We start from the raw sequence: 24,913 nt of genomic DNA, 5'->3' as shown, positions 1-24,913 counted from the left end.
GATTACTCAGACTCCAGCATCATTTGCTCGCCATTTACGCCGCGCAACGTGATTTTGTCGTCCGTCAGGTTTACCACATCAAAGCTCATGGATGTAGTGCCGCCGTCGGGGGTAAGGGTGATTTTCTTGCCGGGCTGATCGAAGGTGTACTTGCCCTGCATTGACTGCTGAGGCGACGTCATGTTGAAGTTACCGTTGGCGTAGAAACGCAGCTCAGTATCTTTATCAGCATCGGTTTGGGCCACTTTGTCGCCGCTGGCAGTGGTTTCTTTATCCGTTTTCCAGACCTTGCTTTCGGTGCCATACAGCATATTGGTTTCACCAACTTTGTCTTTCTGGCTACAAGCAGCCGTGAATAGCGACAACAGCATAATGAGGCTGGCCAAATAGCGGAAAGGAAGTGCAATAGTTTTCATGAGGAGTGACCTTAGGGTTAACGAAAAATGGAAAGGAGCGACTTCAGCTGGTCCTATATTCCAGCAAAGCAATGTTGCGCTTCTTACGCGCCTCGCCGGAAAGAGTTAACAACGGATAAGCCTTTTTGAGACCCGCAACTTATTTTCAGTGGGGGCGTAATACGGCGTGACAGCATAGCTATCAAGCACATGCGCCTTTTTCTCCTTAATCAACCACGACTATGGGACTGTTCGATTTCTTAACCAATAAAGGCGACGAAAAACCGGTTCAGCCGGCTGCCAACCCTAACCAGAAGGCTAATACTGACTTCTTTGGCAACGCCAACCAGCCCGCTGCCCCTACGGCCGCTCAAGGCACGCAATACACAGTAGTTAGCGGCGATTCACTTTCTAAAATCGCGAAGAAGCACTACGGTGACGCCGCTAAGTGGCACCAGATTTATGACGCCAACAAGTCAACCATTGGTTCGAACCCCGATCATATCGAAGTAGGCCAGGTTTTGACCTTGCCCCAAGCTTAAGTACACCCGAGGCTAAATTGTAGTCAAAAAGCCCCCAGCAAAATGTTGGGGGGCTTTTTTGCTTGTTACTCATTGAGTTAGCCTCCGTAAAAACTTTTTATTGCATTTGGCGTTCTCATTTCGAACTGTACATTTGCACTTACCAACCCGGTACTCCTCGTTATCGACGAGACAGTTTTTCAGATTTTATACAGAAGCGGCGAGAGAACAGGCTCCCTGACCCGCTGGCAACCTTCATTGTTTTGAAAGGTGCCAATTCCTGCCCGTTCGGCCATTTTGCCAGCGGGAGATATAAGCTGAGTGCCATGAAAAACACTGCTTTTTCCTTCTTACTTCACCCGTTTGTCCCGGCTGCTTCCTTGCGCCTTGGTTGGCTTGCGGGTTTCTGCGTTTTGCCCCCTGCCGTTGGCAGTTATGAGGCTACGCGAATGTGCTGTTGTTGCGCATGCTGTTGCTAAGCTGGCTTCCGGTTTAGACCCTTTCCTCTTTAGTCGTTTCAAAACCGTGTCGCACGCTGGGCTTTATGCTCGCTCCGACGGTAGGTTTTCGCCCGTCTCTGTCTAGCTCTTTTGGCTACGGAGCCCGCTCAGCTTGCCGCCTCCTGCGGCCCTGATGCGCCTAACTATCTGCATCTTCTCATCTCTTCCTAGTTCAAATAAAACTCAATCAGACTTACTATGTCCACGCAAAACCTGCACTTCGAAACGCTCCAACTACACGCTGGCCAGCAGCCCGATCCCACTACTGGCTCGCGCGCCGTTCCTCTCTACCAGACCACTTCTTACGTGTTTAAAAACGCTGAACACGGGGCTAATCTATTTGCCCTTAAGGAGTTCGGCAACATTTATACGCGCCTCATGAACCCCACCACCGATGTGTTTGAGCAACGGGTGGCAGCCTTGGAAGGTGGCGTGGCCGCGTTGGCTACCAGTTCGGGGCAGGCAGCCCAGTTTCTGGCGCTGAACAACATCCTACAGGGCGGCGATAACTTCGTGAGCACCCAGCACCTCTACGGTGGTACCTACAACCAATTCAAGGTGGCTTTCAAGCGCTTAGGTATCGAAGCCCGCTTTGCCGATGGCGACACCCCCGAAAGCTTTGAGGCACTGATCGACGACAACACCAAGGCGCTTTACCTCGAAACCATTGGCAATCCCAGCTTCAGCATCCCCGATTTTGAGCGCATTGCTGCCATTGCTGACAAGCACGACCTACCCCTCATCGTTGATAACACGTTCGGCGCGGGCGGTTACTTGTTTCGCCCCCTGGAGCACGGCGCGCACATCGTGGTAGAGTCGGCCACAAAATGGATTGGCGGCCACGGCACCAGCATTGGCGGCGTGATTGTGGACGGGGGCAAATACGACTTCGGCAACGGCAAGTTTCCGCAGTTTACGGAGCCATCAGAAGGCTACCACGGCCTCGTCTTCAACGATGTCTTCGGCAAAGGCGGACCGTTTGGCAACATTGCCTTTATCATTAGGGCACGGGTAGAAGGCCTGCGCGATTTTGGTCCTGCTATTAGCCCCTTCAACTCATTCCTGCTGTTGCAAGGCCTCGAAACCCTGTCGTTGCGCGTAGACCGGACGGTAGAAAATGCGCAAAAGCTGGCCGAATGGCTGGAACAGCATCCGCAGGTGGAAGCCGTAAATTACCCGGGCTTGAAAAGCAGCCGCTACCACACCTTAGCCCAGAAATACCTGAAGCGCGGCGCAGGTGGCGTACTGACTTTCAGCATAAAAGGCAGCAAAGAAACAGCCACGCACTTCATCGACAACTTAAAGCTGGTGAGTCATCTGGCTAACGTGGGCGATGCGAAAACGCTGATCATTCAGCCCGCTGCCACTACCCACCAGCAGCTCTCCGATCAGGAGCAAATAGCGGCTGGCGTGACGCCCACGCTGCTGCGCATTTCTCTGGGCTTGGAGCACATCGAAGACATCAAAGCTGACCTGCAGAACGCCTTCGACGCGGTAGCGGAAAAAGCCCCCCAGCGTCAGCAAAGCGAAAGCGACGCGCTCCCAGAGCCAGCTCTCGAACACCCCGTAGTGCTGGAAGTATAACTGCGGCAAGCAGAAAGTACGGAGCGCGGCCGTTGCAGCAACCGGCGCTCCGTTTTCCAGTCCTACGGTTTGGCGGGGTGACAAGGTAGAAACGGAAGAAAGATACCGCCTTGCCCATCCTTCAATAGCTCCCGAACCAACCCCTGATCGGGTTAACCTCACTCGGTTTGGGAGCTATTGAAAATCTGCTTTACCATTCGTCATGAGTCTGACTGCTGTATTGGCAGCTTCAACAATCCCCTCTTGGCTCGGGAATCCGCTAGCGTCGCATGACTGATTATCAGATGTTTATTCTTCCCGCGCCGCTTCAGCTCGAAAGTGGCGCCACCTTGCCTCAGGTGCAGATAGCTTACCAGACCTATGGAACGCTGAATGCCGCCCGCGACAATGTGGTATGGGTATGCCATGCGCTTACGGCCAACGCTGATGTGCTCAGCTGGTGGCCCGGTCTGTTTGGTAATAACTGCTACTTCGATCCGGCAAATCATTTCATCGTATGCGCCAACATATTGGGCTCCTGCTACGGATCTTCCGGCCCGCTCACCCCCACCGATTCGCAGGAACGGCTCTACCATAATTTTCCGCTGCTTACCGTGCGCGATATGGTCGCGGCGCACGAAGCGTTGCGCCAGCATTTGGGTATAGGCCATATTCACACGCTGATTGGCGGCTCATTAGGTGGGCAGCAGGCATTGGAGTGGGCGATTCAGCGACCCACTGTGTTCGAGCACCTTGTTGTGCTGGCTACCAACGCGCAGCATTCGCCCTGGGCATTGCTTTTAACGAAGCGCAGCGCCTGGCCATTTTCGCCGACCCTACTTACCAGTCGGCCACGCCGACTGGGGGGCAATTTGGCTTAAAAGCAGCCCGCGCCATAGCCCTGCTCAGCTACCGCAGCTACGAGGCATATGGCAATACCCAGCATGAACCCGAGGAAAACAAAATCACGGATTTTCGGGCCAGCTCTTATCAGCAATATCAGGGCGATAAGCTAGTGGCGCGCTTCAATGCGTACACCTATGTGGCGCTGTCCAGAGCGATGGACTCGCATAATGTGGGCCGAGGCCGAGGGGCGTACCTGCTGCGCTGGGCCAGATCAGGGCTCGCACGTTGGTGCTAAGCATCACGTCTGATGTATTATTTCCACCCAGTGAGCAGCAGCTTTTGGCTCGCCACATCCCCGGCGCTATCTACGCCGAAATGGATTCCGGCTACGGCCACGATGGCTTTCTGATCGAAACCGCCCAAATCACTCAGTTCCTCGAAAGCTTCTACGTGCAGAAGCTCGCGCAGAAATGCGCCTTAAGCGTTTCACAGCCGCTGGGGGCAAATATGCTGGCATCTGGCAGCTCAGCTCGCACCTAAACTGTCTTTGAGCTTTACTTCTGTCCCAGCCAGCTTTCGGGGTTCAGGTTGGAGCTGTTGCGCCACACCTGAAACTGTAGCTCCGACGTACCCTCCGAATTGGTGTACACAGTCCCGATTGACTGCTTGGCCTGCACTTGGTCGCCCTCACTTACGCTTACGCTGCGCAGCTTGGCATACACGGTGAAGTACTCTCCGTGCTGCACCATCACGATGTTATTCATGCCCGCAATACTGGTAACGGTAAGCACTTTACCGGCTGAAACAGCTCGCACAGCTTCTCCGGCGCTTGTTTGGATATCGACGCCGCGGTTCTCAACAATCACGTTTTTTAGCACTGGATGCGCATGACGGCCGAAGTGCTGAGAAATAAATCCGCGGGCTACAGGCCACAGCATGCGCCCCCTGTTCTCGGCAAATGATGAGGAAATACTGGCTATTTCGGGTGTGAGCGTAATGCGGTCGACGCGGGTAGCGGCCGCTTCGGCTGCCGGACTGGTGCGGGCGGTACTGCCAGGGCTACTGCTACCAGCTGCGGCACGTTCGGCGGCCGCTTTTGCGGCTGCTTTGGCTGCGGCCACCCGGGCAGCTCGGGCTATCTCTTCACGCACTCGCTGAGCAATCAAATTATCCAGCTTCCTGACGGCTTCCTGACGATTGGCCAGCTCTTGGCGCAGGTTTTCCTCCTGGCGGCTCAGCTTCGTAACTACCTGGTCCTGCTGCACCTTCAATGTGCTGAGGTTGCGGTTCTCGGCCAGCTGCGTAGTAAGCAAACTGCTTTTTTCCTGCTTCTTCTCCGTCAGGCCCGTAAGCTGGCGGTTGAGGCGCTGCTGTACGCTCGTAATTTGAGCCGCCTGCGTTTTGCGTACCTCCGAGTACTGCCGAACATAGCGCATGCGCAGCATGAGTTGGTTGAACGACTCGGCCGCAAACAAAAACATGAGGCGGTTGTAGCTATTGGCCGTTTTGGAGGACGCGTAGATCAGCCGGGCATATTCGCTCTTGAGCTGCTCCAGACTCTGCTGCGTTTGCTGCACCTGGGTTTCTGTCTGCCGTACATCCGACTCAATGTACTTCAGCTCCGAGGAGATGTTGCGGATTACGCCCTTCTGCACGTCCAGCTTTTCTTTGAGCGCATTCAGCTGACCAAGCGAAGCCTCTTTCTGCTTTTGTGTCTGACTCAAAATGCGGCTGGCTTCCCGAATCCGGCGCAGGTTAGCTAACCGCTCGCGTTCCAGCTGTGCTTTCGATTTAGTGGTGCTTTTCCGGACAGGGGCTTTGCGCGTGGTTGTTTTTTTACTGCGCTGCTGAGCCACCGATGGCGCAGCCTGCACCAACATCAATCCCAATAGCAGCCAGCAAAGCCAGTGCTTACTTTTTGCGTACATAGCCCGAAGGTACCGAGAACGGGAAATCCAAACGCTCGGTGTCTACGTCCACATTGCGATAGTTAATAGCGGCCGATGAGTTGGTCTTACCATTGGCCTGCTGCACCTGAACCACCGTATTATGAGCAAAACTCTGATTAGTAGGCATCAACGTGCGAAAGTCAGAGTAATCTACCAGCAGATTATTTTTACTGGCATCATCACGCACGCTGAGCTTTTGTAGCTTACCCAGGCTCATTTCAATAAGCTGCTCAATAAATAAACTGGCTTGGTTGTACTGTATGCGCTGCGTAGCTCCCTCCGTCGTTATTGTGGGCTCCGTTCCGTTGGTGGCGGGCAGGTAGTTGCCAAGCAGCAAAGCTTGAACCTGAGCAAAGGAAACAGGCACGTTAAGCTGACGACTTAAGTAGGCAAAATCACCTACATAATATTCGTGCTGCAGCTTATTCAGTACCCGAACCGAATCTTGGGTAATGGAAGCGCGCACGCCCTCAAATCCAGCCACCGATACCGATAACCAGATCACGCTATCGCGGCGCATGCGAAGCGTCAGATTCGCATTGGGGAGCTTATTGCCGTTTTGCTCAATCTGAGCTTTGCCCTTGGCCGAGAGGTACCGAAACTCTACGTTGTTGGCCTTAACTGCATTGGCAGTTGGTGGAATAACAGTTTTGGCGGGAATGGCCTTGCGGGCGCAGCTTCCCAGGATAATGAGGACTACAAAAAGCAGCAAAAAGCGGTTACTCATACAATTTTTGGTCTTTGATCTTGCGGACGATGAACGCCGATGCGCCGCCGGCCTTTTGGGCGCGTTGCCACTGAGTCACGGCCTTGTCTTTTTCGCCCAGTTGAAATAACACATCCCCGTAATGCTCTATTACAGTGGCATCAGTAGTCGTCTTGAGGGCCTTTTCCAGCGCTTGCTTGGCCCCTTGGTAATCCTTAAGCTTGTATAAAACCCAAGCGTACGTATCCAGGTAGGTATCATTGTCAGGAAACTGCTTAACTAGCTTACCCGACATTTCCTTCGCCTTTTCCAGCTTATCGCCTCTCAACGATAGATAGTAGCTGTAATTGTTCAGCGCCTGCGCATTGTTGGCATCAAAGCTCAACGCAGCCTCGTAGGCAGCATCCGACTTGGCATACTCTTTCAACTCGTGGTAAGCATCGCCCAGCTGCGTGTCAAACTGCGATAGTAGCTCCGGATTGTCAGTGGCCAGCTTCCGCCCATATTCAAGTGACTTCACGCCTTTTACTGGCTGCTTGTCTAGAATATAAGCTACCCCGTTGTAGAACCACATGGCAGCCTGGTTGGGGAAAAGCTCCAAAGCCCGCTCGGTGTGACGCAAGAGAGAATCCGTTTGGTTTAGCTCCGCGTCAATCAGCACGACTTGCTGCCAAAGCAGAAACTTGGAATCGTCGAGCTGAATGGCCTGCAAATAAGCCTCCCGCCCAGCAGCCTTATGGCCCGTGATAGTTTGTAAATCGCCAGCTACTGAAAACGCTTTGGCTTCCTTTGGGTGAACTTTGGTAGTAATAGTTGCCAGATCAAGGGCCGTTTGCTCGATAGCTGGATTAGGCAGTTGCTTGATGTAATCAACCAGGATGCGCACCTTATCATCTATGTCGAGCGCCGGGCTGGCAAAGGCCAGCTTGATCTGCTTGGCCGACTCCACTGAGTTGCCTTGTATGCGATAGACATCCGCCAGAATCATGCGGGCCTGCGGATTATCTGGGTCTTGCTTCAGCGCCTGCTCACTTAGCCGAATAGCATCAGTGAAACGATTATTGGAAGCATACATCTCTGCCTGCGCCAGCACATAGCGCACCTCTTCCGGGTTGGTCTTTATGAGGACCTCGCCCTCCTGGAGGGCTTTTTCTAAGTTATTCTGCTTGAGATATATCTGCTGCTTCTTGAAAGAGACCTCATCAAGGGGGCCAAATTTCTTCTCTGCTTGCTCGAATGTAGCCAGCGCCTCATTCAGCTTGCCCTGAGCCATGTATAAGTCGGCCAGATTGAACAGATAGTAATCAGAATCTGGTACTTCCTTGATCAGGCTGGTATACACCTGCGTAGCCTTATCAAACTGCTTCTGCGAAGTATATACCTGCGCCAGCAGCAAGTAGTAATAAGCATTCTGGGGGCATATCTGACGGCGGCCTGCGCAAAGTTAGTGGCATCTTTCAGATTGCCGCTCAGCAAGTTCGTCTCGGCTATCTTGTAGTTGATGGCTGCGTTGGTAGGGTTCAGTGCGTAGGCTTTCAGCAGGCGCTCCAACGCTTTATTGTAGTCTTCCAGCAGCACATACTTCACCCCATCCACGAAGTAAGACTCGCTCATGTCCCGGTCGCGGTCCGATAAGTTTGCTCCTACCCGAAGCTGGGCAGCCTCTACTTCCGCGCGCCGGCTAAGTTCCTTCTTCTCCCGTCGGCTAAGCTTACGCGGCTTTTCCGGTTTCTCAGACTTTTTACTAGGCGCATCCTTTTTGGCGGGCGCAGATTGCTGCGCCCACGCCGGAACGGCAAACAGCAGGCTGATCAGCAAAAAAACAAGGGCAGAAATACGACTCATGGACGCAAGAGCGCGGACCAATAATCCGCTGTTCAGAAGGTACTAAAACGAAGCAGGCTTCGCACTAAACAAACCAGCGAACATAAGTCCGCGCTATTGCTAACGTCCGAGAGGCGGAAAATGTCACACGCGCAGCGTGTTATAGTCGCCAAGGCTCAAATCATGAGGCACACCGGTAACGGTAGCGTGGTTGCCAATCATAGAATTGGTCACGTTGGTGTTCAATACAGTAGCCGATTCCTGCACGATTGAGTTAGAAACAACTGATTGGCGCACGTTGGCATTGTTGCCCAATGAAACGTGCGGGCCAACCACTGAATCAGTAATCTTCACATTCTCACCAATATACACTGGTGGAATCACGATGGAATTGGTCAGAGTAGCCGATTCAGATACCAGCTTTTCGCCCCGCTCCTGCAAGTACTCCAGGTAGCGCTGATTGGTAAACACCGTGGCGTCCTTGTTACCGCAGTCGAGCCACTCGGTTACGCGGCCGGGCACGAAGGTTGTGCCCTTGTTTTTCATGTTTTCGAGGGCATTGGTAAGCTGAAACTCGCCTTTGTCCTTGATATCATTGTCGAGCAAGAATTGTAACTCGTCGCGCAGATAGTCGCCATCCTGGAAATAGTAGATGCCGATAATGGCCAGATCTGACACAAACTCTGTGGGCTTTTCTACGAAGTCCGTAATCTGGCCATGGTCATCCAGCTTCACCACGCCAAAGGGCTTCGGGTCGTCGACGCGCTGTACCCAGATGGTACCGGCAGCGGAGCTATCCAGCGTAAAATCGGCTTTAAACAAAGTGTCGGCAAAAGCTACTACGAGCGGTCCGCTGAGCGAGTCCTTCGCACACAGAATAGCATGAGCAGTACCCAGGGGCTCATCCTGATAGTAAATAGAGCCTTTGGCCCCTACCGACTCGGCAATTTTCACCAAGCTTTTCTCTACTGTCTCGCCAAAGCGTCCGATGATAAAAGCCACCTCTTCTACTTGCTCTCCACAAACTTTCGCGATGTCCTCCACGAGGCGCTGCACGATTGGCTTGCCCGCAATCGGAATCAGAGGCTTAGGAACGGTGAGTGTGTGGGGGCGCATGCGCTTGCCCATGCCGGCCATCGGGACGATGATTTTCATGTAGTAGGTTGTTTGGGTTGCTAGTTTGAGTTGATCGGAATGTATACTAACTGAAATACTGTAGTTGGGTTGCTTCCGCTGGGATTTAACGTTCGCAAAGTCAATGCTAATTAACTCCGGTGCTGCCGTAGCCACCCGTTCCGCGCGTGGTTTCGCTTAGCGTGGCAGCTTCCTGCCAAACGGCCGTTTCGTGGCGGGCTACTACCAACTGAGCAATGCGCTCCCCATCCTGCACCACAAACTCTTCATCTGAGAGGTTGACCAGCAGCACTTTCAGCTCGCCGCGGTAATCGGCGTCGATGGTGCCAGGACTGTTGACGATGCCGATGCCGTGCTTAAAAGCCAAGCCGCTGCGGGGCCGTACCTGTACCTCATAGCCCACGGGAATCTCCATGAAAAGCCCCGTTGGAATGAGGGCACGCTGCAAAGGGTGCAGCGTAACGGGTTCTGAAAGATAAGCGCGCACGTCCATGCCCGCGGCATGAGCAGTCTGGTAAGCTGGCAATGGATGCGTAGAGCGATTAATAATAGGAATCAGCATGCGACAAATATAGCCCGAACAGCAGAGTAAACGATTTGGGGGCAACTAAACGAATATAAGGCACTCGCTGCTAAAAGCGAAGTGTAAAAGCGACGGTCTGAGAGTTGATATCATGTCTGGGGGGCTTTTTTGCGACTCCCGGCCGTTGTGCTAAGCCTGCTTCACCTGGGGCCTGGTCTTACGCGTCAGGTCGGCGCGCTCAACTAAAAAAATGCCCCCCACAAACCCTAAGCACACTACCAAATGAAAAGCATGCCGCAGCCAGTAGTCTTCGATATTGATAAACCACGTGGCGGCTACCAGCCCGACAGCCAGCAGCAGCCACACACTAATACGCAGCACCGGATAGGGTATGGGGAAGTAGCGGTTGCCCAGCCACCAGCAGATAGCCGCCATCGTAAAGTAGCACGCCAGCGTGGCAAGGGCGCTGCCCATGTAACCTAATATCGGGATGAGCAGCAGGTTGAGCACGACAGTCAGTATGGCGCCGCCAACACTGATATAGGTACCGAAGTAGGTTCTATCGGTGAGCTTAAACCAGACCGACAAATTGTAATAAACACCTAAAAATAAGTTTGCGAGCAGCAAAACCGGCACTATCGCCAGGCCCGTGCGGTACTCAGGACTACGCAGCAGCAAACCAAAGTCTTCGATAAAAACGCTGATGACCACGAAAATAACGGCGCAGCAGAGCGTAAACCACTTTAAAACGACAGCAAACGTAGCCGGCGAGTTTTTGTCATCTGCCTGAGAAAAGAAGAAAGGCTCGGCCGCATAGCGGAAGGCCTGAATGACCAGCGACATAAAAATGGCCAGCTTGTAGCAGGCACCGTAGATTCCGACGGCCGTCAGGTTGCTTTGTCCGGGATAAAAGCCTTCGGGCAGCCAGTACTTGAGCAGAATACGGTCGACTACCTCGTTTACCATGCCCGCTAAGCCCATCAACATCAGCGGGTAAGCGTATTGCAGCATAGGCCGCAGCGGCGCCAGATTCAGGCGGAAGCGAAAGTCCAGCAGTTCGCGCCAGAGCAGCGGAATGTACAGGGCATTGGCTATCAGATTAATCAAAAAGATATAGCCAACGCCTAACTCCGGATTGTAGATGCGCGCCACCAAGGGCCGCAACTCGGGAAGCATGCGTCCCTCGTACACATCGCGGCAGAAAACGATGAAAAACAAGGATAAACCTACATTCACCAGGGTATTGGTGAAGCGAATAGCGGCAAACTTCTTAGCTTTATTCTCTAAGCGCAGCCGGGCGAACGGCACGGCCACTATGGCATCGAGGCCCAGCACCAAAGCAAGCCACACGATGTAGGTGGTGCGGTCGGGGTAGCGGAGGGCATCGGCTAACGGACCAGATAGTAGCACCAGAAATGCGCTGAGCAACAGGCTACTAGTTAGTAGCATGCTCATCACCTGGTTATATAGCTGGCGGCGGTCGGTGCCCGGACGGTTGGCAAAGCGGAAGTAAGCCGTTTCCATTCCGTAGGTGAATACGATATTCAGGAAGGCCACGTAAGCATACAGATCCGTAACGATACCATACTCGCTAGGTGCAAACCGAGCCGTATACAGCGGCACCAGGGCGAACGTAAGCGCCCGCCCCAGTATGCTGCTAAGGCCGTACACAGCCGTCTGGCTGGCCAGCTTTTTGGCGACGCTCATGCTAGCTTAATTTCCCGTGAAAGCGGCTGGGCGCTTATCGAGGAAAGCGCTGGTGCCCTCGCGGAAGTCGTCGGAGCCGCAGCACCGGCTGAAAGAGTTGGCTTCGGTCTGGTAGCCGTGGCGCTCAGGATCGTAAAATGCATTCACGCAGTCAATCACTAAGCCCACGGCTAAGGGAGCTTTGCTGAGGATGCGCATGAGCAGCAGCTGGCAAAAGCCCAACAGCTCGGCCTGGGGCACTACATGATTTACTAAACCCAAGCGCAGGGCTTCGTCGGCTTTGATGGGGTCGCCGGTGAGCATCATTTCCAACGCTTTGCCTTTGCCTACTAATTGGGCCAAGCGCTGGGTGCCGCCGTAGCCCGGAATCAATCCTAGGTTTACTTCAGGCTGCCCAAAGCGGGCGTTTTCGCTGGCTACCCGCAGATGGCAGGCCATAGCCAACTCAGCGCCGCCACCCAAAGCAAAGCCATTGACGGCGGCAATAACGGGCTTCGTGCTTTCCTCAATCAGGGCAAAGGCATCCTGACCCTGCTCGGCAAAGCGGCGGCCACTGATTTCGTTCAGCCCCGCCAGCTCGGCAATATCGGCACCGGCCACAAAGGCCTTTTCGCCGCTTCCCGTCATAATTATTCCTCGCACCTGCTCATCATCAAGAGCTTGCTGCATGGCTCCGTGGATATCACTGATGGTGGCGCTATTCAAGGCATTGAGCTTCGTGGGCCTGTTCAGGGTGATGGTAAGAATACCCGAAGCGGTATCGAGGTCTAGAAGGAGATTGTCGAAAGTAGTCATGGTGGTGGGGCAGGGCAAAACAGAATGGCCGCAAAGATAAAGCAAAACCATTGGGGCACTATTCTCCGGTTGCAGACACTGTTAAGCTTCCTCAAGCAAATACTTATATATTTACTTAAGCCTCTCTCATTTAACTTGTAATCCTATGAGCGTTATTTCTGAGTTCAAAGAATTTGTAGCAAAAGGCAACGTGCTCGACCTCGCGGTAGGCGTAATTATAGGTGCGTCTTTCGGCAGAATCGTTACCTCTTTGACTGAAGATATTCTCATGCCCCTAATCGGGTTGGCTACGGGCGGCGTCGACTTTAAGAATTGGTTTGTAGCTCTTAATGGGGAGTCGTATGCAACTATTGAAGCCGCGAAGGAAGCCGGAGCCGCGACGCTTAACTTTGGACTGTTCCTGAACGCAGTTATCTACTTCTTCATCATCGCCTTCTGCGTTTTCCTGATTGTGCGCTTTGCTAACCGCTTCCGCCAGCCTACAGAAGTGGTGGCCGTAGATCCAGGTCCAACGAAGGATCAGGCACTGCTTATGGAAATCCGTGACGCCCTGCGCCGTCCCTAATCCACACTGCTCGATGAGTACCAGCAAAAAAGCCCCCCAGCCAAAAGTTGATCTTAAGCTGGGGGCTTTTTTGCTATTCCGGTTATTGTGCGCAACCTTAGCGACCCGAAGAAACGCAACTAACCCAAAGAAATTCAGGCTGGTAGACTCAGTTACAAGTTTCTGGCGTTTGAAACTAACTTTATACAGACCCCGTTGCCGGGACGGGTACGAAAGTTGCCCTTCCGTCGTTTGGTAGCTATTCCTCTCTTTATCTTTTGTGCATGAAAAAGTTTCTTGCCGGCGCAGTGCTGGCGCTTTCCGGTCTGTTCATGGCGCCTGCTTACGCCCAGGTTGTGCCCCCCGCACCCGATCAGGAGGCAGGAGCCAAGCCTCGTAAACAGAAATCGAAAGACGAGTCGGCTGATGTGGCGCGCATGCAGCGCCGAATGAATATGAACCCCGATGACGCGAAGCGTGATCAACAGTTAGAAATTCTGGAAGCTCGCTCCGGTGCCAGCACGGCCAACACCAGCTTCGGTCGCGGCACTGGCCCGGCTCGTCAGTACGATAAGGGTACGGGCGGCTTCACGGTCAAAAAATTCAAAGACAAGCGTGTTGGTACCGCCAAGCAGAAGCGCGGCCTCTCGCGGGCCGCACCCGGCATTGATCCGAAAGGCAAGCCGCTGAAGCATAAGAAACGCAACGGCTTTTTGTTTTTTTAATTCTTTCAGCGTTGTCTTACATGAAAAAAGGCCCCCAGACTAGGTCTGGGGGCCTTTTTTCATGTCTTATTGAAATCGATAACTGAGTCCGAGTTTCAGGTACGACATGTCGTAACCTACTTCTCCAAAGGCTCCAAATCGCTCGGTGAGGTAGTAGCGTGCGCCCGCAAACAGCCCATACGCTAAGTGCAGGCCGTCGCCGGTATAACGGTCACGTTCAGCGGCCGTTGAAACTTCGTTTTTATAAAAATTAGCCCGCACACCCAAGCTGATACCGCCATAGGTATCGAGCTGAGGGTTGGTGGTGAAATTGTAATGGTAGGTAGCACGCCCCATAAGTACGATGTCGGTCCAGGTGGCGTCTTCGTCGGTGTTGGGAAAGTCGTAGCGGTAACCTTTGTAGCCAATAATGCCCCCCAGACCAATAGTACCCGGCCCGATGCCTTCTACCACGCCCCGATCATAAGCCAAGGTAAGTGCTGGTGCGCTTTTCAGGCTGCCAAACAGATCGTAGCCATTGTTGGGGCTCAACAGTCCCAAGCCCAAATTCACTATCGAGTAGCCTTTACGAAAGGTAGGCGTACTTTCTGGTTTGAATAACTCAGGAAAGCGGGTATCGAGGGGCGGAATTTCGTCGTCGCCTGACGTCTCAGCACTAGCTGGAACTGACTTTGTCGGCGTTGAAGCCGGTTTATTGGCTGTTGGCTTGGCAGTGGGTCGCCGGGCGGTTTGAGCCAAGGTTAATGAGTTCAGACCCATCCAGAGCGTAAGGCACAGTAGAAGCGAAAATGCTCTCATAAGTAGTAAAAGCAGTTGGCACAGTTGCGCCAGCTGGTAGTTAAAGTAGTCTGCTGCAAAGCTAAGCGATTCTGCGGCGAGCGGTAAAGCTTTTGGCTAAACGTAAAAAGCCCCACAACGGTATGTTGGGGGCTTTTTATTCACTATTACTTCGTCGGCAACTTTTTACAGTGTCCGCTTCACTTCTTTTTCCTCGAAACCTTCGATGTTGTCGCCTTCGCGCAGATCATTGAAGTTCTTCACCGAGATACCGCACTCATAGCCCTGGCGCACTTCCGACACATCGTCTTTGTAGCGCTTGAGGTCTTGAATTTCGCCTGCGTACACCACAATACCGTCACGCACGACACGTACGCGGGTGCGGCGGGTGAAGGTACCTTCCGTCACCATACAGCCAGCAATAGAGCCCACTTTGGTGATGTTGAATACCTGACGAACCTCGGCGTTGGCAACTACTATCTCCTGCACCGATGGGGCCAGCATGCCTTCCATGGCATCTTTCACCTCATTGATAGCATTGTAGATAATCGAGTAGAGACGGATATCGATCTGCTCTTGTTCGGCCAATTTGCGAGCACTCTGCGAAGGACGAACCTGGAAGCCAATGATGATGGCATCGGAGGCCGAAGCCAACAGTACATCTGACTCGGAAATGGCGCCCACACCTTTGGCGAGGATATTCACCTTCACCTCAGGAGTAGAAAGCTTCAGCAGCGAATCCGAAAGTGCTTCTACCGAACCGTCCACGTCACCTTTTACAATCACATTCAGTTCCTTAAACGAACCGATAGCCAAGCGGCGCCCAATCTCATCAAGGGTGATGTGCTTCTTGGTGCGCATGCTCTGCTCACGCGAGAGTTGCTGACGCTGGGTGGCAAGTTCACGAGCTTCACGCTCCGTTTCCATCACCTGAATCTTATCACCAGCCTGTGGGGCACCGGTCAGACCGAGTACCTGCACCGGCGTAGCCGGACCAGCTGATTTCATTTTCTTACCGCGGTGATCGGTCATGGCCTTTACGCGGCCATAGTGCGGACCAGCCAACACAACGTCGCCTACGTGCAGCGTACCAGTTTGCACCAGCACCGTCGTTACGTAGCCACGGCCTTTGTCTAGCATGGCTTCGATCACAGTACCGACTGCATTGCGGTCAGGATTGGCTTTCAGCTCCAATAATTCGGCTTCCAGCAATACCTTTTCGAGCAAGTCGTCTATGCCGAGACCCGATTTAGCCGATACTTCCTGCGATTGGTATTTACCACCCCACTCTTCCACCAGGATGTTCATAGCCGACAGCTCCTCACGGATCTTTTCGGAGTTAGCACCCGGCTTGTCAATCTTGTTCATCGCAATTACGATCGGCACACCAGCGGCTTGCGCGTGGTTGATGGCTTCTCGCGTTTGTGGCATCACAGAGTCGTCAGCCGCAATTACAATGATAGCAATGTCCGTCACCTTAGCACCACGGGCACGCATGGCCGTAAAGGCTTCGTGACCCGGCGTATCAAGGAAGGTAACGCGCTTGTTAGAAGCGGTCATTACATCATAAGCGCCGATGTGCTGGGTAATACCACCGGCTTCGCCACTGGCTACCTTCGCATTCCGGATATAGTCAAGCAACGATGTTTTGCCGTGGTCGACGTGGCCCATGATGGTCACAATCGGCGCGCGGGGCACTAAGTCCTCTTCGCTGTCTTCAACCGTAACATCGGTTTCCTCTTCCTCAGCCGACAGGAATTCCACATCGTAGCCAAACTCATCGGCAATAACGGTGATGGCTTCCGCGTCGAGGCGCTGGTTGATGGAAACGAACATGCCCATGTTCAGGCACACTTTGATTACTTCGTTTACCGATACGTCCATAAGGGACGCAAGGTCGTTGGCCGAAATAAACTCAGTTACCTTCAGCGTCTTAGCATCCAACTCGTTCTGAGCGCGTTGGGCTTCGCGGTCTTCCGCTACACCGGCGCGCTTATCACGGCGATACTTTGCCCGGTTGTTCTGGTTGCCACCACGGCCACCGCTGAGCTTAGCCAACGTAGCCTTGATCTGCTCCTGAATCTGCTTATCGTTCTGCTCTGGGTTATTAGCAGCGGGAGCAGGCCGGGGGGCATTTTGATTCTGCCCTGGCTGACCTGGACGCGGACCAGGACCACCAGGACGAGGGGCACCCTGTCCTTGGCCACCAGCTGGGCGCGGCTGACCGGGAGTATTTGGGCGGTTACCCTGATATCCACCACCTTGCTGTCCGCCTTGGCCGCCCTGACCTCCTTGACCAGGAGTAGCAGGCGAGCCGGGTATAGCAATGCGCTGGCGCTTTTTCTTGTTATCTTGATTTATGCCACTCTTGCGCACATCCGACGAAGCGACGGGACGGGCACCCCGACCACCACGGCGTGAGGCATCCATGGGAAGCTCAATCTTACCTAGCACCGTCAGGCCTTTCAGCTGATCGGCCTTAGCTACGATTGTGCTATCCTCAACAGTTGGTGCCACTGGTTCGTCTGGAGTTACGGGTACCGGAGCTGCCGCAACTGGAGCTGCAGCGGCGACTGGAGCTTCAACTGGTGGAGCCGGAGCTGGAGTCGGTGCCGCTGGGGCCGGCGTGGGCTTTGCTTCGGCTACAGGAGCCGGCGCAGGCGCAACAACTTCTTTTGGTGCAGCTGGTGCGGGCTTTGGCTCTGGCTCAGGAGCCGGTGTAGCAGCTACAGTCGGAGCTGGCGCGGCTACTACCGGAGCAGGGGCCGGTGCTGGAGGCGTAGGGGCAGCCACTGGCCGCGGAGGCACGGGCCGTCCTTTTGCGTCGAGCTCTATTTTGCCTAGCACTTTCAAGCCGGGCACCTTTGGCGCCTCAGCTGGTGGTGCAGGAGCAGGCGTAGCAACTGGAGCCGGGGCAGGCGCGGCTTCTGCAACCACAGGTGCCGGAGCAGGCGCGGTTGGCCGAATTTCTTCGGCTGGCTTTACGGGTGCCTCGGCTGGGGCGGGCGCAGCAGTAGCACCGTTGGCCTTAGGAGCCACGGGTTCGGGGCGGGCATGGGCAGAAGCCTCCAGCTCGCTCTGGCGCTTGGCCTGGCTGAGCTTCGCAGCTTCGATCTTATCCTGAGCCGATGACTCAAAAGCTTTGTCGAGCAGGGAAACCTGCTCAGCCGTCAGCTTGGTCGTTGGCTTGTTTTCGATCTGGTGCCCTTTGCCCGCCAGAAAATCCACGATAGTGGACAATCCAACGTTCAGGTCTTTGGCCGCCTGATTCAGCCGTTTAGTTGCTACTTCCGCCATTCTGTGCTCGCGAACGATACTCGTATTGAGGTGCAAAGGTACTATATTAAATCTTGCCGAACGGCGTTGAATCGCGCCGCTTGGCACAATTCAACGCCCTTGCCGGACCGGCCGCCGCGCACTCATTGCGCGTCGCCGGAATTTGCTTGTTCTTCTTGTTCTTCGCTGTTGTCGTCGAATTCTTGCTTGATGATACGGAAAAGGTCTTCGACAGTCTCCTCTTCCAGTTCCGTGCGGCGCACGATATCTTCCTTGCTGACGGCTAGTACGGCGCGGCCTGTGTCAAGTCCGATTTTTTTCAATTCGGCCAATACCCAGGGCTCTACCTCGTCCTGGAACTCGTCGAGGGCGATATCCTCGTCATAGTCACCAGCTTCGCGGAACACATCAATTTCCATTCCTACCAAACGGCTGGCCAATTTGATGTTGGCACCGCCGCGGCCAATGGCCAAACTTACTTGGTCGGGCTTCAAGAACACGGAAACCCTACCAGTTTGTTCATTGATTTTCATTGAGCCAATCTTAGCCGGCGATAAAGCCCGCTGTATATATAGCTCTAAGTTATCTGTGTAATTGATAACGTCGATATTTTCGTTCTCCAACTCGCGCACAACGGCGTGAATACGAGCCCCTTTCATACCTACGCAAGCACCAACCGGGTCAATACGGTCATCGTAGCTTTCTACCGCTACTTTGGCCCGCTCACCGGGTTCGCGCACGATATTTTTGATGGTAATCAAGCCATCGTAAATCTCAGGCACTTCCTGCTCAAATAAGCGCTCCAAAAACGCCGGTGCAGCCCGCGAAAGGATAATTTTGGGCGTACCATTGATGATTTCAACGCGATGCACTACGGCACGCACGTTGTCGCCTTTACGGTAACGGTCTTTCGGGATCTGCTCCGATTTGGGCAGTACAAGCTCGTTTTCTTCTTTATCTAAGATGAGAGCCTCGCGGCTCCAAACCTGATAGACTTCGCCGGTCACGATTTCGCCTACCTGATCCTTATACTGCTGGTAGAGGTGGTCGCGCTCTAAATCTTTTACGCGCTGAATCAGCGTTTGACGCGCCATCAGCACGGCCCGACGGCCGAAGTCTTCGAGCTTTACTTCCTCGGCTACCTGCTCGCCTACTTCGAAGTCGGCCTCGATTTTCTGAGCCTCGGTCAACGGAATTTTATCGAAATCCCAGATATCCTCGGAGTTGTCGTCCACGATTTCACGGTTACGCCAAATTTCCAAGTCACCCTGGTCCACGTTCAGAATTACGTCGAAGTTCTCGTCGGTAGTGTACTTTTTCCGGATCATCGTGCGAAACACGTCCTCCAGAATACTCATCATGGTAGGACGATCGATGTTCTTGGAGCGGGCGAACTCGGCGAACGATTCAATTAGCACGTTGCTGTTCATAAATCACAGATTTTGCAGATTTAAAGAGATTGCGCAGATGCGAAAAGCAAGCAGCAGTTACAATTTAAGCAGATATTACTGGTTTAGCGGCAGTTGCCGGAGCTGAAAATTTGCCCCCCAGAAGTTGAATACAGCCGGATATTCGGCTTCATTCAACAAAACCTGCATTCCTATTTAAATGAAATCACAACCCGAGCCTCCGCGATGGTTGAGAAGGAGATAAATGCGGTGGGCAGGGTCTTCGTTTTATTCTTTTCTTTCACTTCTTCAGTCAGCTGAACACCTTCAGCCTCAGTTGCTTCGAGGGTCCCGGTTTTCTCAGTGCCATCGGTGAGTTTCAGTTGCAGCTTACGGCCAACGTGGCGGGTGTACTGGCGTGAATCGGTCAGTGGCTGGTCGGCACCGGGGGAGGTAACTTCCAACGTGTAACTGGCTTCTTCCCCGTACGTTTCATCGATGCGATGGGCAAGACGGCGGCTTACGCGGGCATATTCTTCAATACCCATACCCTGCTCGCTATCCAGGATGGCCGTAATCTTGGGGCGAACGGCGGAGTCGGACACGGTCAGGCCCACAACGAACAGCTCCGGGCCGGACAGGCTTTCTTGGAGCATTTCGAGTAGTTGGGTACGGTCAAATCGCATACAGACTGAACTAGGTGACAAAAGAAAGAGGGGACGACTCGTCCCCTCTTTTTAACTTCATTGCTGGTGCAAAGATAGTACAATATTCGGCTGAATGCAAGGCTGCGCCGATGATACGATGCAGTGACATGAGCCTACCGTTTTATCTCTACCCAGCCTTTCGCTGATTTGCCGTCTGTATCGCGCAGCAGATAGTAGTAAACACCCTCGGGTAGCTTGTCGCCGCTCCAGTCGTTCTGATAGTTGTCGGCTTCGTACACTTTACTGCCCCAGCGCGTGAACACGGTCAGATGAGCGTTTTTACAGCTGATCCGAGGGGCAAATGTGTCGTTCAGATTATCATTATTAGGTGTGAAGATGTTCGGCATCTGTACCTTACCTACTTTCACCGCCGCAAACTGCGTGACGACGGTGCAACCGGCGTATCGAGCTGTAAGCTGCACGGGGTATGTGCCGGGATTTTCGTATACATGGCTAGGCGCTTCCTCATTGGAAGTGGTACCGTCGCCAAAATCCCAGCTAAAGCTACCGCCAGCCAATACGGGTGCAAACTGCATCGTGAAGGGCGCTAAGCCAGTGTATTCAGGCGCAGCCTGGCACTCGGGCGTATTCAGGCTTACGTTGGTAGATGACGTAGGCGCTATGGTTACTTTACGAGTCGATACAATTTTACAAACGCCTACTGTTACGGTGTACTCAAGGGTAAAAATGCCCCCCAGATTATTGGTGTTGGGCGGAGTGAACATGCCATCAGCCGTCATACCGGGTCCGCTCCAGACGCCGCCGACTGGGGAGGCACGCAACATGCGGAAGGCCCGCGTTTCATCCGAGCATAGCGTAGTATCGCGACCGGCTGATACGGCGGGTTGGGCGTCCACCACGATTGTGCGGGAAAACGTGCCGCAGCCAAGAGTATCAGCCAGCGTATAGGTTATTACATGGGAGCCTATGCCAGCTGCGCTCGGATTGAAGGTACTTCCCGTAACACCTCGTCCGCTAAAGGTACCACCGGCGGGCGTAGCTGTGAGCGGCACAGCCGTAGTATTGCTGCACACGGTGGCCGGGGGCGCAAATGTGATGGCCGCCTCCGGAGTTACGGTCATGCGCAGTAGCTTGGTGCTCTGGCACACGCCGGTTGTGTTTACAGTGTAAGTCAGTGTATTGCGACCTACCAATGAAGCGCTGGGAGTAAATTGGTAGCCACCGCCTGCAATGGCTGTAACGCCCGGGCCGCTCCAGACACCGCCAGCCGGACTGCCGCCCAAACGCTGCGCGCCGGCGTTGTAGCACACCGTCCGGTTGGGACCAGGATTCACCACGACAGCCGCGAAGTCTATCTTAAAGGCGGCGTTATTGCAGTTAGTCGCATTATTGGTAGTACTATAAAAATTGGCCCCCGGCGGCACTGGAAAGCCCGAAGTGCCTCCGCAGCCACCGCACACGGCTTGGTAGATAGCGCCCCGCTTATCAAAGCGGGAAGTACCGCCATCTACGTGCTCGCCCCGGCCACCATTTTCCCCAAAGAAAGTAGCGTATTCAATAGCCGTCATGCCCGGCTTAAACTGAACAATATAAAAATCGGAGCCATCGGTGGTGCGCTGGGAAGCATCGGGCGTGGTGGGCAAACCTTGCGTATTGCCGCCATTGGAGTTGGTAGCGCCGCCCCAGCCGCTCACGTAGATACGCTCGCAATCATCTACCAGAAAGGCTGTTAGAGATAAGTCGGGCACAGCACGGCCGGTACCGAACGTCGTTGAGTACGGGCTTGTAGTAAGTGTGTTATCGAATTTTTGCACAAACTGGCGGCCATTGGCTACACCGTATAAGCCGGCCGTACGCGGAAATGCGCCCCGAGTCTGGCCCAGCACATACACGTTAGCAACGGCATCCAGTTGCAAAAAATAAGTCTGATCTATTTCCGGGGTGCCCACATACGTGGCGTGGGTTAAAGCAGCTCCATCGCTGCTGATGCGTGCCACAAACCCATCGATTCCGCCGCGCAGCTGGGGCTGATACCGGCCCGTGGTACCGGCCAGATTGGAGCTGGTAGTGCCGCCACTCACATACACGTTGCGGTCATCATCTATTTGTATGGAATAGGCCGCGTCGGCACCGGAGCCCCCAGATAGCTGGACCAAACCAACGTGCGCAAATCGGCGGCAAACTTTAGCACCACGGCATCGGAGGCGCCGCCCTGACTGGTACTACGGAAACCGTTCCGAACCGGAAAGCCAGTGCTGTTTGTGGTAGAGGCTATGTAGATATTTCCTTCTGTGTCGGTGATAATATCTCCCCGGAATTCGTCGCCGTAGTTTTGGGTCAGCGTCGTAGCGCCCAGAATAATACCGTCGGTGCCGGTGCCGCCTAAATAAGTGGAGGCCACCAGCGTACTGCCGCTACTATTAAGCTTACTCACGAATAAATCAGCCCCTGCCTCATAGTTCATTCCGGGCCCGCCGCCTTGCGGAACAACTCGGGGCCCGCCATTAAAGGAATCGTCGAACGTGGTGCGCGAAACGGGAAAGTTGTTGGAGCCCGTAGAGCCGAGGATCACCAATTCATTCTGGCTGTTTACCACTAAGCTGTGCGGAGCGTCGATCAAATTGCCCCCCAAGTACGTGGCATACAAGCGGGCGGCACTGCCCCGCACGGTTGTGTTATACTTAATGATGGCCACATCAACCCCACCGCCAAAGCTCTGGCTAACAGCCCCTAACGATGCCGGATAGCCCAATCCAAACACGATGCCGCCGGAGTACATATTGCCCTGCGCGTCGTAAGTAGCCGTGAAGCCCCAGTTATCGGCTGTTGAGCCAGTGAAGGACGAAAAGATAACCGTGGGGTCAATAATCAGCGGCTGGCGCGAGTCATAAGCGCCCACGCGGAAGCTGAGCACGTTTTTCTCCAGTATAAACGCACACGCCACTGGCACGCGCTGCCCGTTTATTTCCTGCCATGCCTTCGGTGTTTGCTCCGTGACGGTGCCCACGCTGGTTTGCACCACTAGCTGACCGTTTTCCAGACTCAGACGCTCGGTGCCGGTATAGCGCAGCCGAATGGCAGATGGCTTGCCGCCCGGCTGCACCGTGAAGTCGTACTCCAAATTGCCCCCCGCATTCTCGTATACTCGGGCGCCGATGCGCGGGTACACATTGGTATAGCGCACTTGCCTGAACCCTCGGACGCTGGACGCCCAATGCTTGGCATCATTGCCCAGAAAGTAATTGCGAAAGCCTGCCGTGGGCTCGTCGGGAGTAAGACTGGTGCCTGAGCTGCTGCCATCAAAGGTGACGCGGTAAGCATGCGCCCGTAGTTTTTCCGAACCGGCGCCAGCGGGGCTCGAATGCTCGCGGTGGCTGCGTAAGGCTTCCGGGTCGGCGAAGGTGTAGGTGAAGCCCGTTTTTTCGAGGAATAGCCGCCCCGCGGGCAGCTCGGCCATGTACTGCGCGCGGGCATCCCACTGCCCCTTATTCTCCACAAACTCTAATGACTTGGTAGTTGGGGCCGATGCTGCGGGCTTGGCCTGAACCGATACCCAGACAGAGGCCGTAAGCGCCACTGTAGATAGAAGTAAACGAAGGGTAGAATACAGCATAGTGTCAGCTAAATAAGGATAGCGCAAGCTACGATTTATTGAGGCGGCTTCAGCTAGGTCAGGGCGGGTGAGAAGCGGAATTTTGCCCCCCAGCTTTTACTGGCTTATCAAGTGAGCACCGGCGGCATTCGCGGTGCATGCGCTACCTTTGAGTTCTCCGTAATTAAGAGTTGTTTATTCGTGCGTCGCTCCTTCGCTTTCAAGTGTACTCTGCTAATTCTGCTGTGGCTTTTGGTAGCCATTGGGTGCGTGCAGATTCCGGCTCACACGTTCTGGCCAGCGTCGTTTGGAGCGCTTACCTTGCCCGTCGCACTGGCGCTAAATCTGCTAGCTGTCGTTTATTGGTTTTTGCGCGACTGGCGCGTGGCAGCTCTGCCCCTGCTAGCCGCCTTGCTTACCTGGCCGCATTTTCAGCGGGGCGTGGCTTTACATCCGCTGCATACGGCGCAGGCGCCCACCGGCAAAGCTGATAAACAAGTGCGGCTGCTGAGTGCCAACGTGCGCATCTTCAACGTGTACCCGCAGCTCCGCGACCCTGATCTGGCTTCTTCCAAAAAGATGATTCAGTGGCTGGCCGACAACTCCGCCGATGTGCTGTGCCTGCAGGAATTCTATAATGAGCCCCGCGGCTCCCGGGAGGATGGCCAGGTGTTTCGGGCAGTCGATAAAATTGGAGAGGAAAGCGGGCGGGGGGCTTTTTTATCCAAAACGCTGACCAATGGCATCGGGGCGGAATTTGGGCTGGCCATTTTTTCTCGCTTTCCGATTGTAAAGCGGGGCACCATTTCCTTTGGCAAGCTCACGCAGAATCACGCCATGTTCGCCGACGTGCGGCTGCCCGCCGGCGACACCATTCGGGTGTATAACTTTCATCTCCAGAGTATGAGCATGGAGGAAAAAGCTATTGTCGATAGCTATTCGAGTCGGGAAGGGCTGAAGCGGGAGGGCCGCGGCCTGCTACGCCGCTACAAGCGCGGCCTCATTGCGCGCAGCGTACAGATAGACACTTTAATCCGCCGCTTTGAGCGCTGCCGCTACCCTATTCTGCTCTGCGCCGACCTCAACGATCTTCCCTACAGCTACACCTACGACCAGCTCGCCGATCGTTTTCAGAATGCCTGGACTACCGTTGGCACCGGCGTAGGCGCTACTTATAACGGCCGCCTGCCCTTCGTCCGCATCGATCACCAGTTTGCCGGTCCGCGCTGGCTGGTCGAAGACTTTCAGGTGCACTACGAAATTCCTTACTCCGACCATTTCCCGACGTCGGGCACATACCGCCTGAAGTAAAGCTGCCGATAACCCAGTGAGGTGCGTTCGGGCCTGAGCGCACCTGAGCGCAGCAGTATTTGACAAGCTACGATGATCTGGGGGCTTTTTTAAATCTGCAAAGCGCCAACAACAGCCAACTATTTTATTACTATCGGCTTTGAGTTTAAACTACTCATTGAACTTTATA

20 protein-coding genes, 1 pseudogene and 1 riboswitch are annotated in these 24,913 nt (G+C 54.2%); of the genes and pseudogenes, 6 read left to right on the top strand and 15 right to left on the bottom strand.

All coding sequences use genetic code 11. The annotated features are described in order from the left end of the window. Window positions 1-2 precede the first annotated feature (2 nt). Complete coding sequence (locus tag H9L05_RS24955; RefSeq protein ID WP_187309790.1) at window positions 3-416, bottom strand: hypothetical protein; 414 nt, start codon at window positions 414-416, stop codon at window positions 3-5. A 221-nt stretch (window positions 417-637) separates the two neighbouring features. On the opposite strand from H9L05_RS24955, the gene H9L05_RS09765 reads away from it, so the two are divergent. The 3 genes and pseudogenes from H9L05_RS09765 (at window position 638) to H9L05_RS09755 (ending at window position 4,365) form a co-directional block, all read left to right on the top strand. Continuing rightward, the gene (locus H9L05_RS09765) at window positions 638-937 is read left to right on the top strand and encodes a LysM peptidoglycan-binding domain-containing protein (protein ID WP_187309789.1); all 300 of its coding nucleotides are present in this window, start codon (window positions 638-640) and stop codon (window positions 935-937) included. 183 nt (window positions 938-1,120) lie between these two features. Then, a riboswitch (SAM riboswitch) is annotated at window positions 1,121-1,235 on the top strand. A gap of 379 nt (window positions 1,236-1,614) precedes the next feature. Continuing rightward, entirely contained in the window at window positions 1,615-3,000 is a 1,386-nt protein-coding gene (locus H9L05_RS09760) for an O-acetylhomoserine aminocarboxypropyltransferase/cysteine synthase family protein (protein WP_187733994.1), read from the top strand. Window positions 3,001-3,269: 269 nt separating this feature from the next. Next, window positions 3,270-4,365, top strand: a pseudogene (locus tag H9L05_RS09755) (homoserine O-acetyltransferase family protein). A 14-nt stretch (window positions 4,366-4,379) separates the two neighbouring features. Here H9L05_RS09755 and H9L05_RS09750 read toward each other — a convergent pair. The 8 genes from H9L05_RS09750 to H9L05_RS09715 form a co-directional block, all read right to left on the bottom strand. Next, window positions 4,380-5,753, bottom strand: a complete 1,374-nt coding sequence (locus H9L05_RS09750) for a murein hydrolase activator EnvC family protein (protein ID WP_187733993.1) — start codon at window positions 5,751-5,753, stop codon at window positions 4,380-4,382. Then, on the bottom strand, window positions 5,737-6,501 hold the full coding sequence (locus H9L05_RS09745; RefSeq protein ID WP_187733992.1) for a DUF4292 domain-containing protein: 765 nt from the start codon (window positions 6,499-6,501) through the stop codon (window positions 5,737-5,739). Before H9L05_RS09745 ends, H9L05_RS09750 begins: the two co-directional genes overlap by 17 nt. Further along, entirely contained in the window at window positions 6,494-7,876 is a 1,383-nt protein-coding gene (locus tag H9L05_RS09740; protein WP_187733991.1) for a tetratricopeptide repeat protein, read from the bottom strand. The genes H9L05_RS09745 and H9L05_RS09740 overlap by 8 nt, the downstream gene beginning before the upstream one ends. Continuing rightward, on the bottom strand, window positions 7,807-8,325 hold the full coding sequence (locus H9L05_RS09735) for a tetratricopeptide repeat protein (RefSeq protein ID WP_187733990.1): 519 nt from the start codon (window positions 8,323-8,325) through the stop codon (window positions 7,807-7,809). The genes H9L05_RS09740 and H9L05_RS09735 overlap by 70 nt, the downstream gene beginning before the upstream one ends. A gap of 123 nt (window positions 8,326-8,448) precedes the next feature. After that, window positions 8,449-9,459 carry a sugar phosphate nucleotidyltransferase gene (locus H9L05_RS09730; protein WP_187733989.1) on the bottom strand — a complete coding sequence of 337 codons (1,011 nt, stop codon included), beginning with the start codon at window positions 9,457-9,459 and terminating at the stop codon, window positions 8,449-8,451. 106 nt (window positions 9,460-9,565) lie between these two features. Next, entirely contained in the window at window positions 9,566-10,000 is a 435-nt protein-coding gene (gene dut, locus H9L05_RS09725; RefSeq protein ID WP_187733988.1) for a dUTP diphosphatase, read from the bottom strand. Window positions 10,001-10,150: 150 nt separating this feature from the next. After that, a complete protein-coding gene (locus H9L05_RS09720) occupies window positions 10,151-11,668 on the bottom strand; it encodes a lipopolysaccharide biosynthesis protein (RefSeq protein ID WP_187733987.1) in 1,518 nt (505 codons plus the stop codon). A gap of 6 nt (window positions 11,669-11,674) precedes the next feature. Then, a complete protein-coding gene (locus H9L05_RS09715) occupies window positions 11,675-12,463 on the bottom strand; it encodes an enoyl-CoA hydratase/isomerase family protein (protein WP_187733986.1) in 789 nt (262 codons plus the stop codon). 145 nt (window positions 12,464-12,608) lie between these two features. On the opposite strand from H9L05_RS09715, the gene mscL reads away from it, so the two are divergent. Together mscL and H9L05_RS09705 are read left to right on the top strand one after the other, a co-directional pair. Further along, window positions 12,609-13,028 carry a large conductance mechanosensitive channel protein MscL gene (gene mscL / locus H9L05_RS09710; protein WP_187733985.1) on the top strand — a complete coding sequence of 140 codons (420 nt, stop codon included), beginning with the start codon at window positions 12,609-12,611 and terminating at the stop codon, window positions 13,026-13,028. A 263-nt stretch (window positions 13,029-13,291) separates the two neighbouring features. After that, window positions 13,292-13,732: a hypothetical protein gene (locus tag H9L05_RS09705; protein ID WP_187733984.1), complete on the top strand. Its 441-nt coding sequence runs from the start codon at window positions 13,292-13,294 to the stop codon at window positions 13,730-13,732. Between the two features lie 66 nt (window positions 13,733-13,798). Here the strand turns inward: H9L05_RS09705 and H9L05_RS09700 are convergent, their stop codons facing one another. The 6 genes from H9L05_RS09700 to H9L05_RS09675 form a co-directional block, all read right to left on the bottom strand. Continuing rightward, window positions 13,799-14,530 carry a porin family protein gene (locus tag H9L05_RS09700; RefSeq protein ID WP_187733983.1) on the bottom strand — a complete coding sequence of 244 codons (732 nt, stop codon included), beginning with the start codon at window positions 14,528-14,530 and terminating at the stop codon, window positions 13,799-13,801. Window positions 14,531-14,695: 165 nt separating this feature from the next. Beyond that, window positions 14,696-17,806: a translation initiation factor IF-2 gene (gene infB / locus H9L05_RS09695; RefSeq protein WP_187734233.1), complete on the bottom strand. Its 3,111-nt coding sequence runs from the start codon at window positions 17,804-17,806 to the stop codon at window positions 14,696-14,698. 122 nt (window positions 17,807-17,928) lie between these two features. Then, the gene (nusA, locus tag H9L05_RS09690) at window positions 17,929-19,215 is read right to left on the bottom strand and encodes a transcription termination factor NusA (RefSeq protein WP_187733982.1); all 1,287 of its coding nucleotides are present in this window, start codon (window positions 19,213-19,215) and stop codon (window positions 17,929-17,931) included. Window positions 19,216-19,385: 170 nt separating this feature from the next. After that, window positions 19,386-19,829, bottom strand: a complete 444-nt coding sequence (locus H9L05_RS09685; RefSeq protein ID WP_187733981.1) for a ribosome maturation factor RimP — start codon at window positions 19,827-19,829, stop codon at window positions 19,386-19,388. A gap of 164 nt (window positions 19,830-19,993) precedes the next feature. Then, on the bottom strand, window positions 19,994-21,997 hold the full coding sequence (locus tag H9L05_RS09680) for a T9SS type B sorting domain-containing protein (RefSeq protein ID WP_187733980.1): 2,004 nt from the start codon (window positions 21,995-21,997) through the stop codon (window positions 19,994-19,996). Beyond that, window positions 21,943-23,454, bottom strand: coding sequence for a DUF7948 domain-containing protein (locus tag H9L05_RS09675; RefSeq protein WP_187733979.1), 1,512 nt, complete (start codon window positions 23,452-23,454; stop codon window positions 21,943-21,945). Before H9L05_RS09675 ends, H9L05_RS09680 begins: the two co-directional genes overlap by 55 nt. Before the next feature lie 180 nt (window positions 23,455-23,634). Between H9L05_RS09675 and H9L05_RS09670 the strand changes: the two genes are divergently transcribed. Continuing rightward, on the top strand, window positions 23,635-24,744 hold the full coding sequence (locus tag H9L05_RS09670; protein WP_187733978.1) for an endonuclease/exonuclease/phosphatase family protein: 1,110 nt from the start codon (window positions 23,635-23,637) through the stop codon (window positions 24,742-24,744). Window positions 24,745-24,913 lie beyond the last annotated feature (169 nt).

The sequence above is a fragment of the Hymenobacter qilianensis genome, assembly GCF_014489555.1.
GTDB classification, from domain to species: Bacteria; Bacteroidota; Bacteroidia; order Cytophagales; family Hymenobacteraceae; genus Hymenobacter; species Hymenobacter qilianensis.
The sequence above is the reverse complement of the archived record's forward strand: the minus strand, read 5'-3'. Positions and strand labels throughout refer to the sequence as shown.

Coding starts and splice junctions, on each gene's coding strand:
- H9L05_RS24955 (WP_187309790.1), bottom strand. CDS start 416: ATGAAAACTATTGCACTTCCTTTCCGCTATTTGGCCAGCCTCATTATG.
- H9L05_RS09765 (WP_187309789.1), top strand. CDS start 638: ATGGGACTGTTCGATTTCTTAACCAATAAAGGCGACGAAAAACCGGTT.
- H9L05_RS09760 (WP_187733994.1), top strand. CDS start 1,615: ATGTCCACGCAAAACCTGCACTTCGAAACGCTCCAACTACACGCTGGC.
- H9L05_RS09750 (WP_187733993.1), bottom strand. CDS start 5,753: ATGTACGCAAAAAGTAAGCACTGGCTTTGCTGGCTGCTATTGGGATTG.
- H9L05_RS09745 (WP_187733992.1), bottom strand. CDS start 6,501: ATGAGTAACCGCTTTTTGCTGCTTTTTGTAGTCCTCATTATCCTGGGA.
- H9L05_RS09735 (WP_187733990.1), bottom strand. CDS start 8,325: ATGAGTCGTATTTCTGCCCTTGTTTTTTTGCTGATCAGCCTGCTGTTT.
- H9L05_RS09730 (WP_187733989.1), bottom strand. CDS start 9,459: ATGAAAATCATCGTCCCGATGGCCGGCATGGGCAAGCGCATGCGCCCC.
- dut (WP_187733988.1), bottom strand. CDS start 10,000: ATGCTGATTCCTATTATTAATCGCTCTACGCATCCATTGCCAGCTTAC.
- H9L05_RS09720 (WP_187733987.1), bottom strand. CDS start 11,668: ATGAGCGTCGCCAAAAAGCTGGCCAGCCAGACGGCTGTGTACGGCCTT.
- H9L05_RS09715 (WP_187733986.1), bottom strand. CDS start 12,463: ATGACTACTTTCGACAATCTCCTTCTAGACCTCGATACCGCTTCGGGT.
- mscL (WP_187733985.1), top strand. CDS start 12,609: ATGAGCGTTATTTCTGAGTTCAAAGAATTTGTAGCAAAAGGCAACGTG.
- H9L05_RS09705 (WP_187733984.1), top strand. CDS start 13,292: ATGAAAAAGTTTCTTGCCGGCGCAGTGCTGGCGCTTTCCGGTCTGTTC.
- H9L05_RS09700 (WP_187733983.1), bottom strand. CDS start 14,530: ATGAGAGCATTTTCGCTTCTACTGTGCCTTACGCTCTGGATGGGTCTG.
- infB (WP_187734233.1), bottom strand. CDS start 17,806: ATGGCGGAAGTAGCAACTAAACGGCTGAATCAGGCGGCCAAAGACCTG.
- nusA (WP_187733982.1), bottom strand. CDS start 19,215: ATGAACAGCAACGTGCTAATTGAATCGTTCGCCGAGTTCGCCCGCTCC.
- H9L05_RS09685 (WP_187733981.1), bottom strand. CDS start 19,829: ATGCTCCAAGAAAGCCTGTCCGGCCCGGAGCTGTTCGTTGTGGGCCTG.
- H9L05_RS09675 (WP_187733979.1), bottom strand. CDS start 23,454: ATGCTGTATTCTACCCTTCGTTTACTTCTATCTACAGTGGCGCTTACG.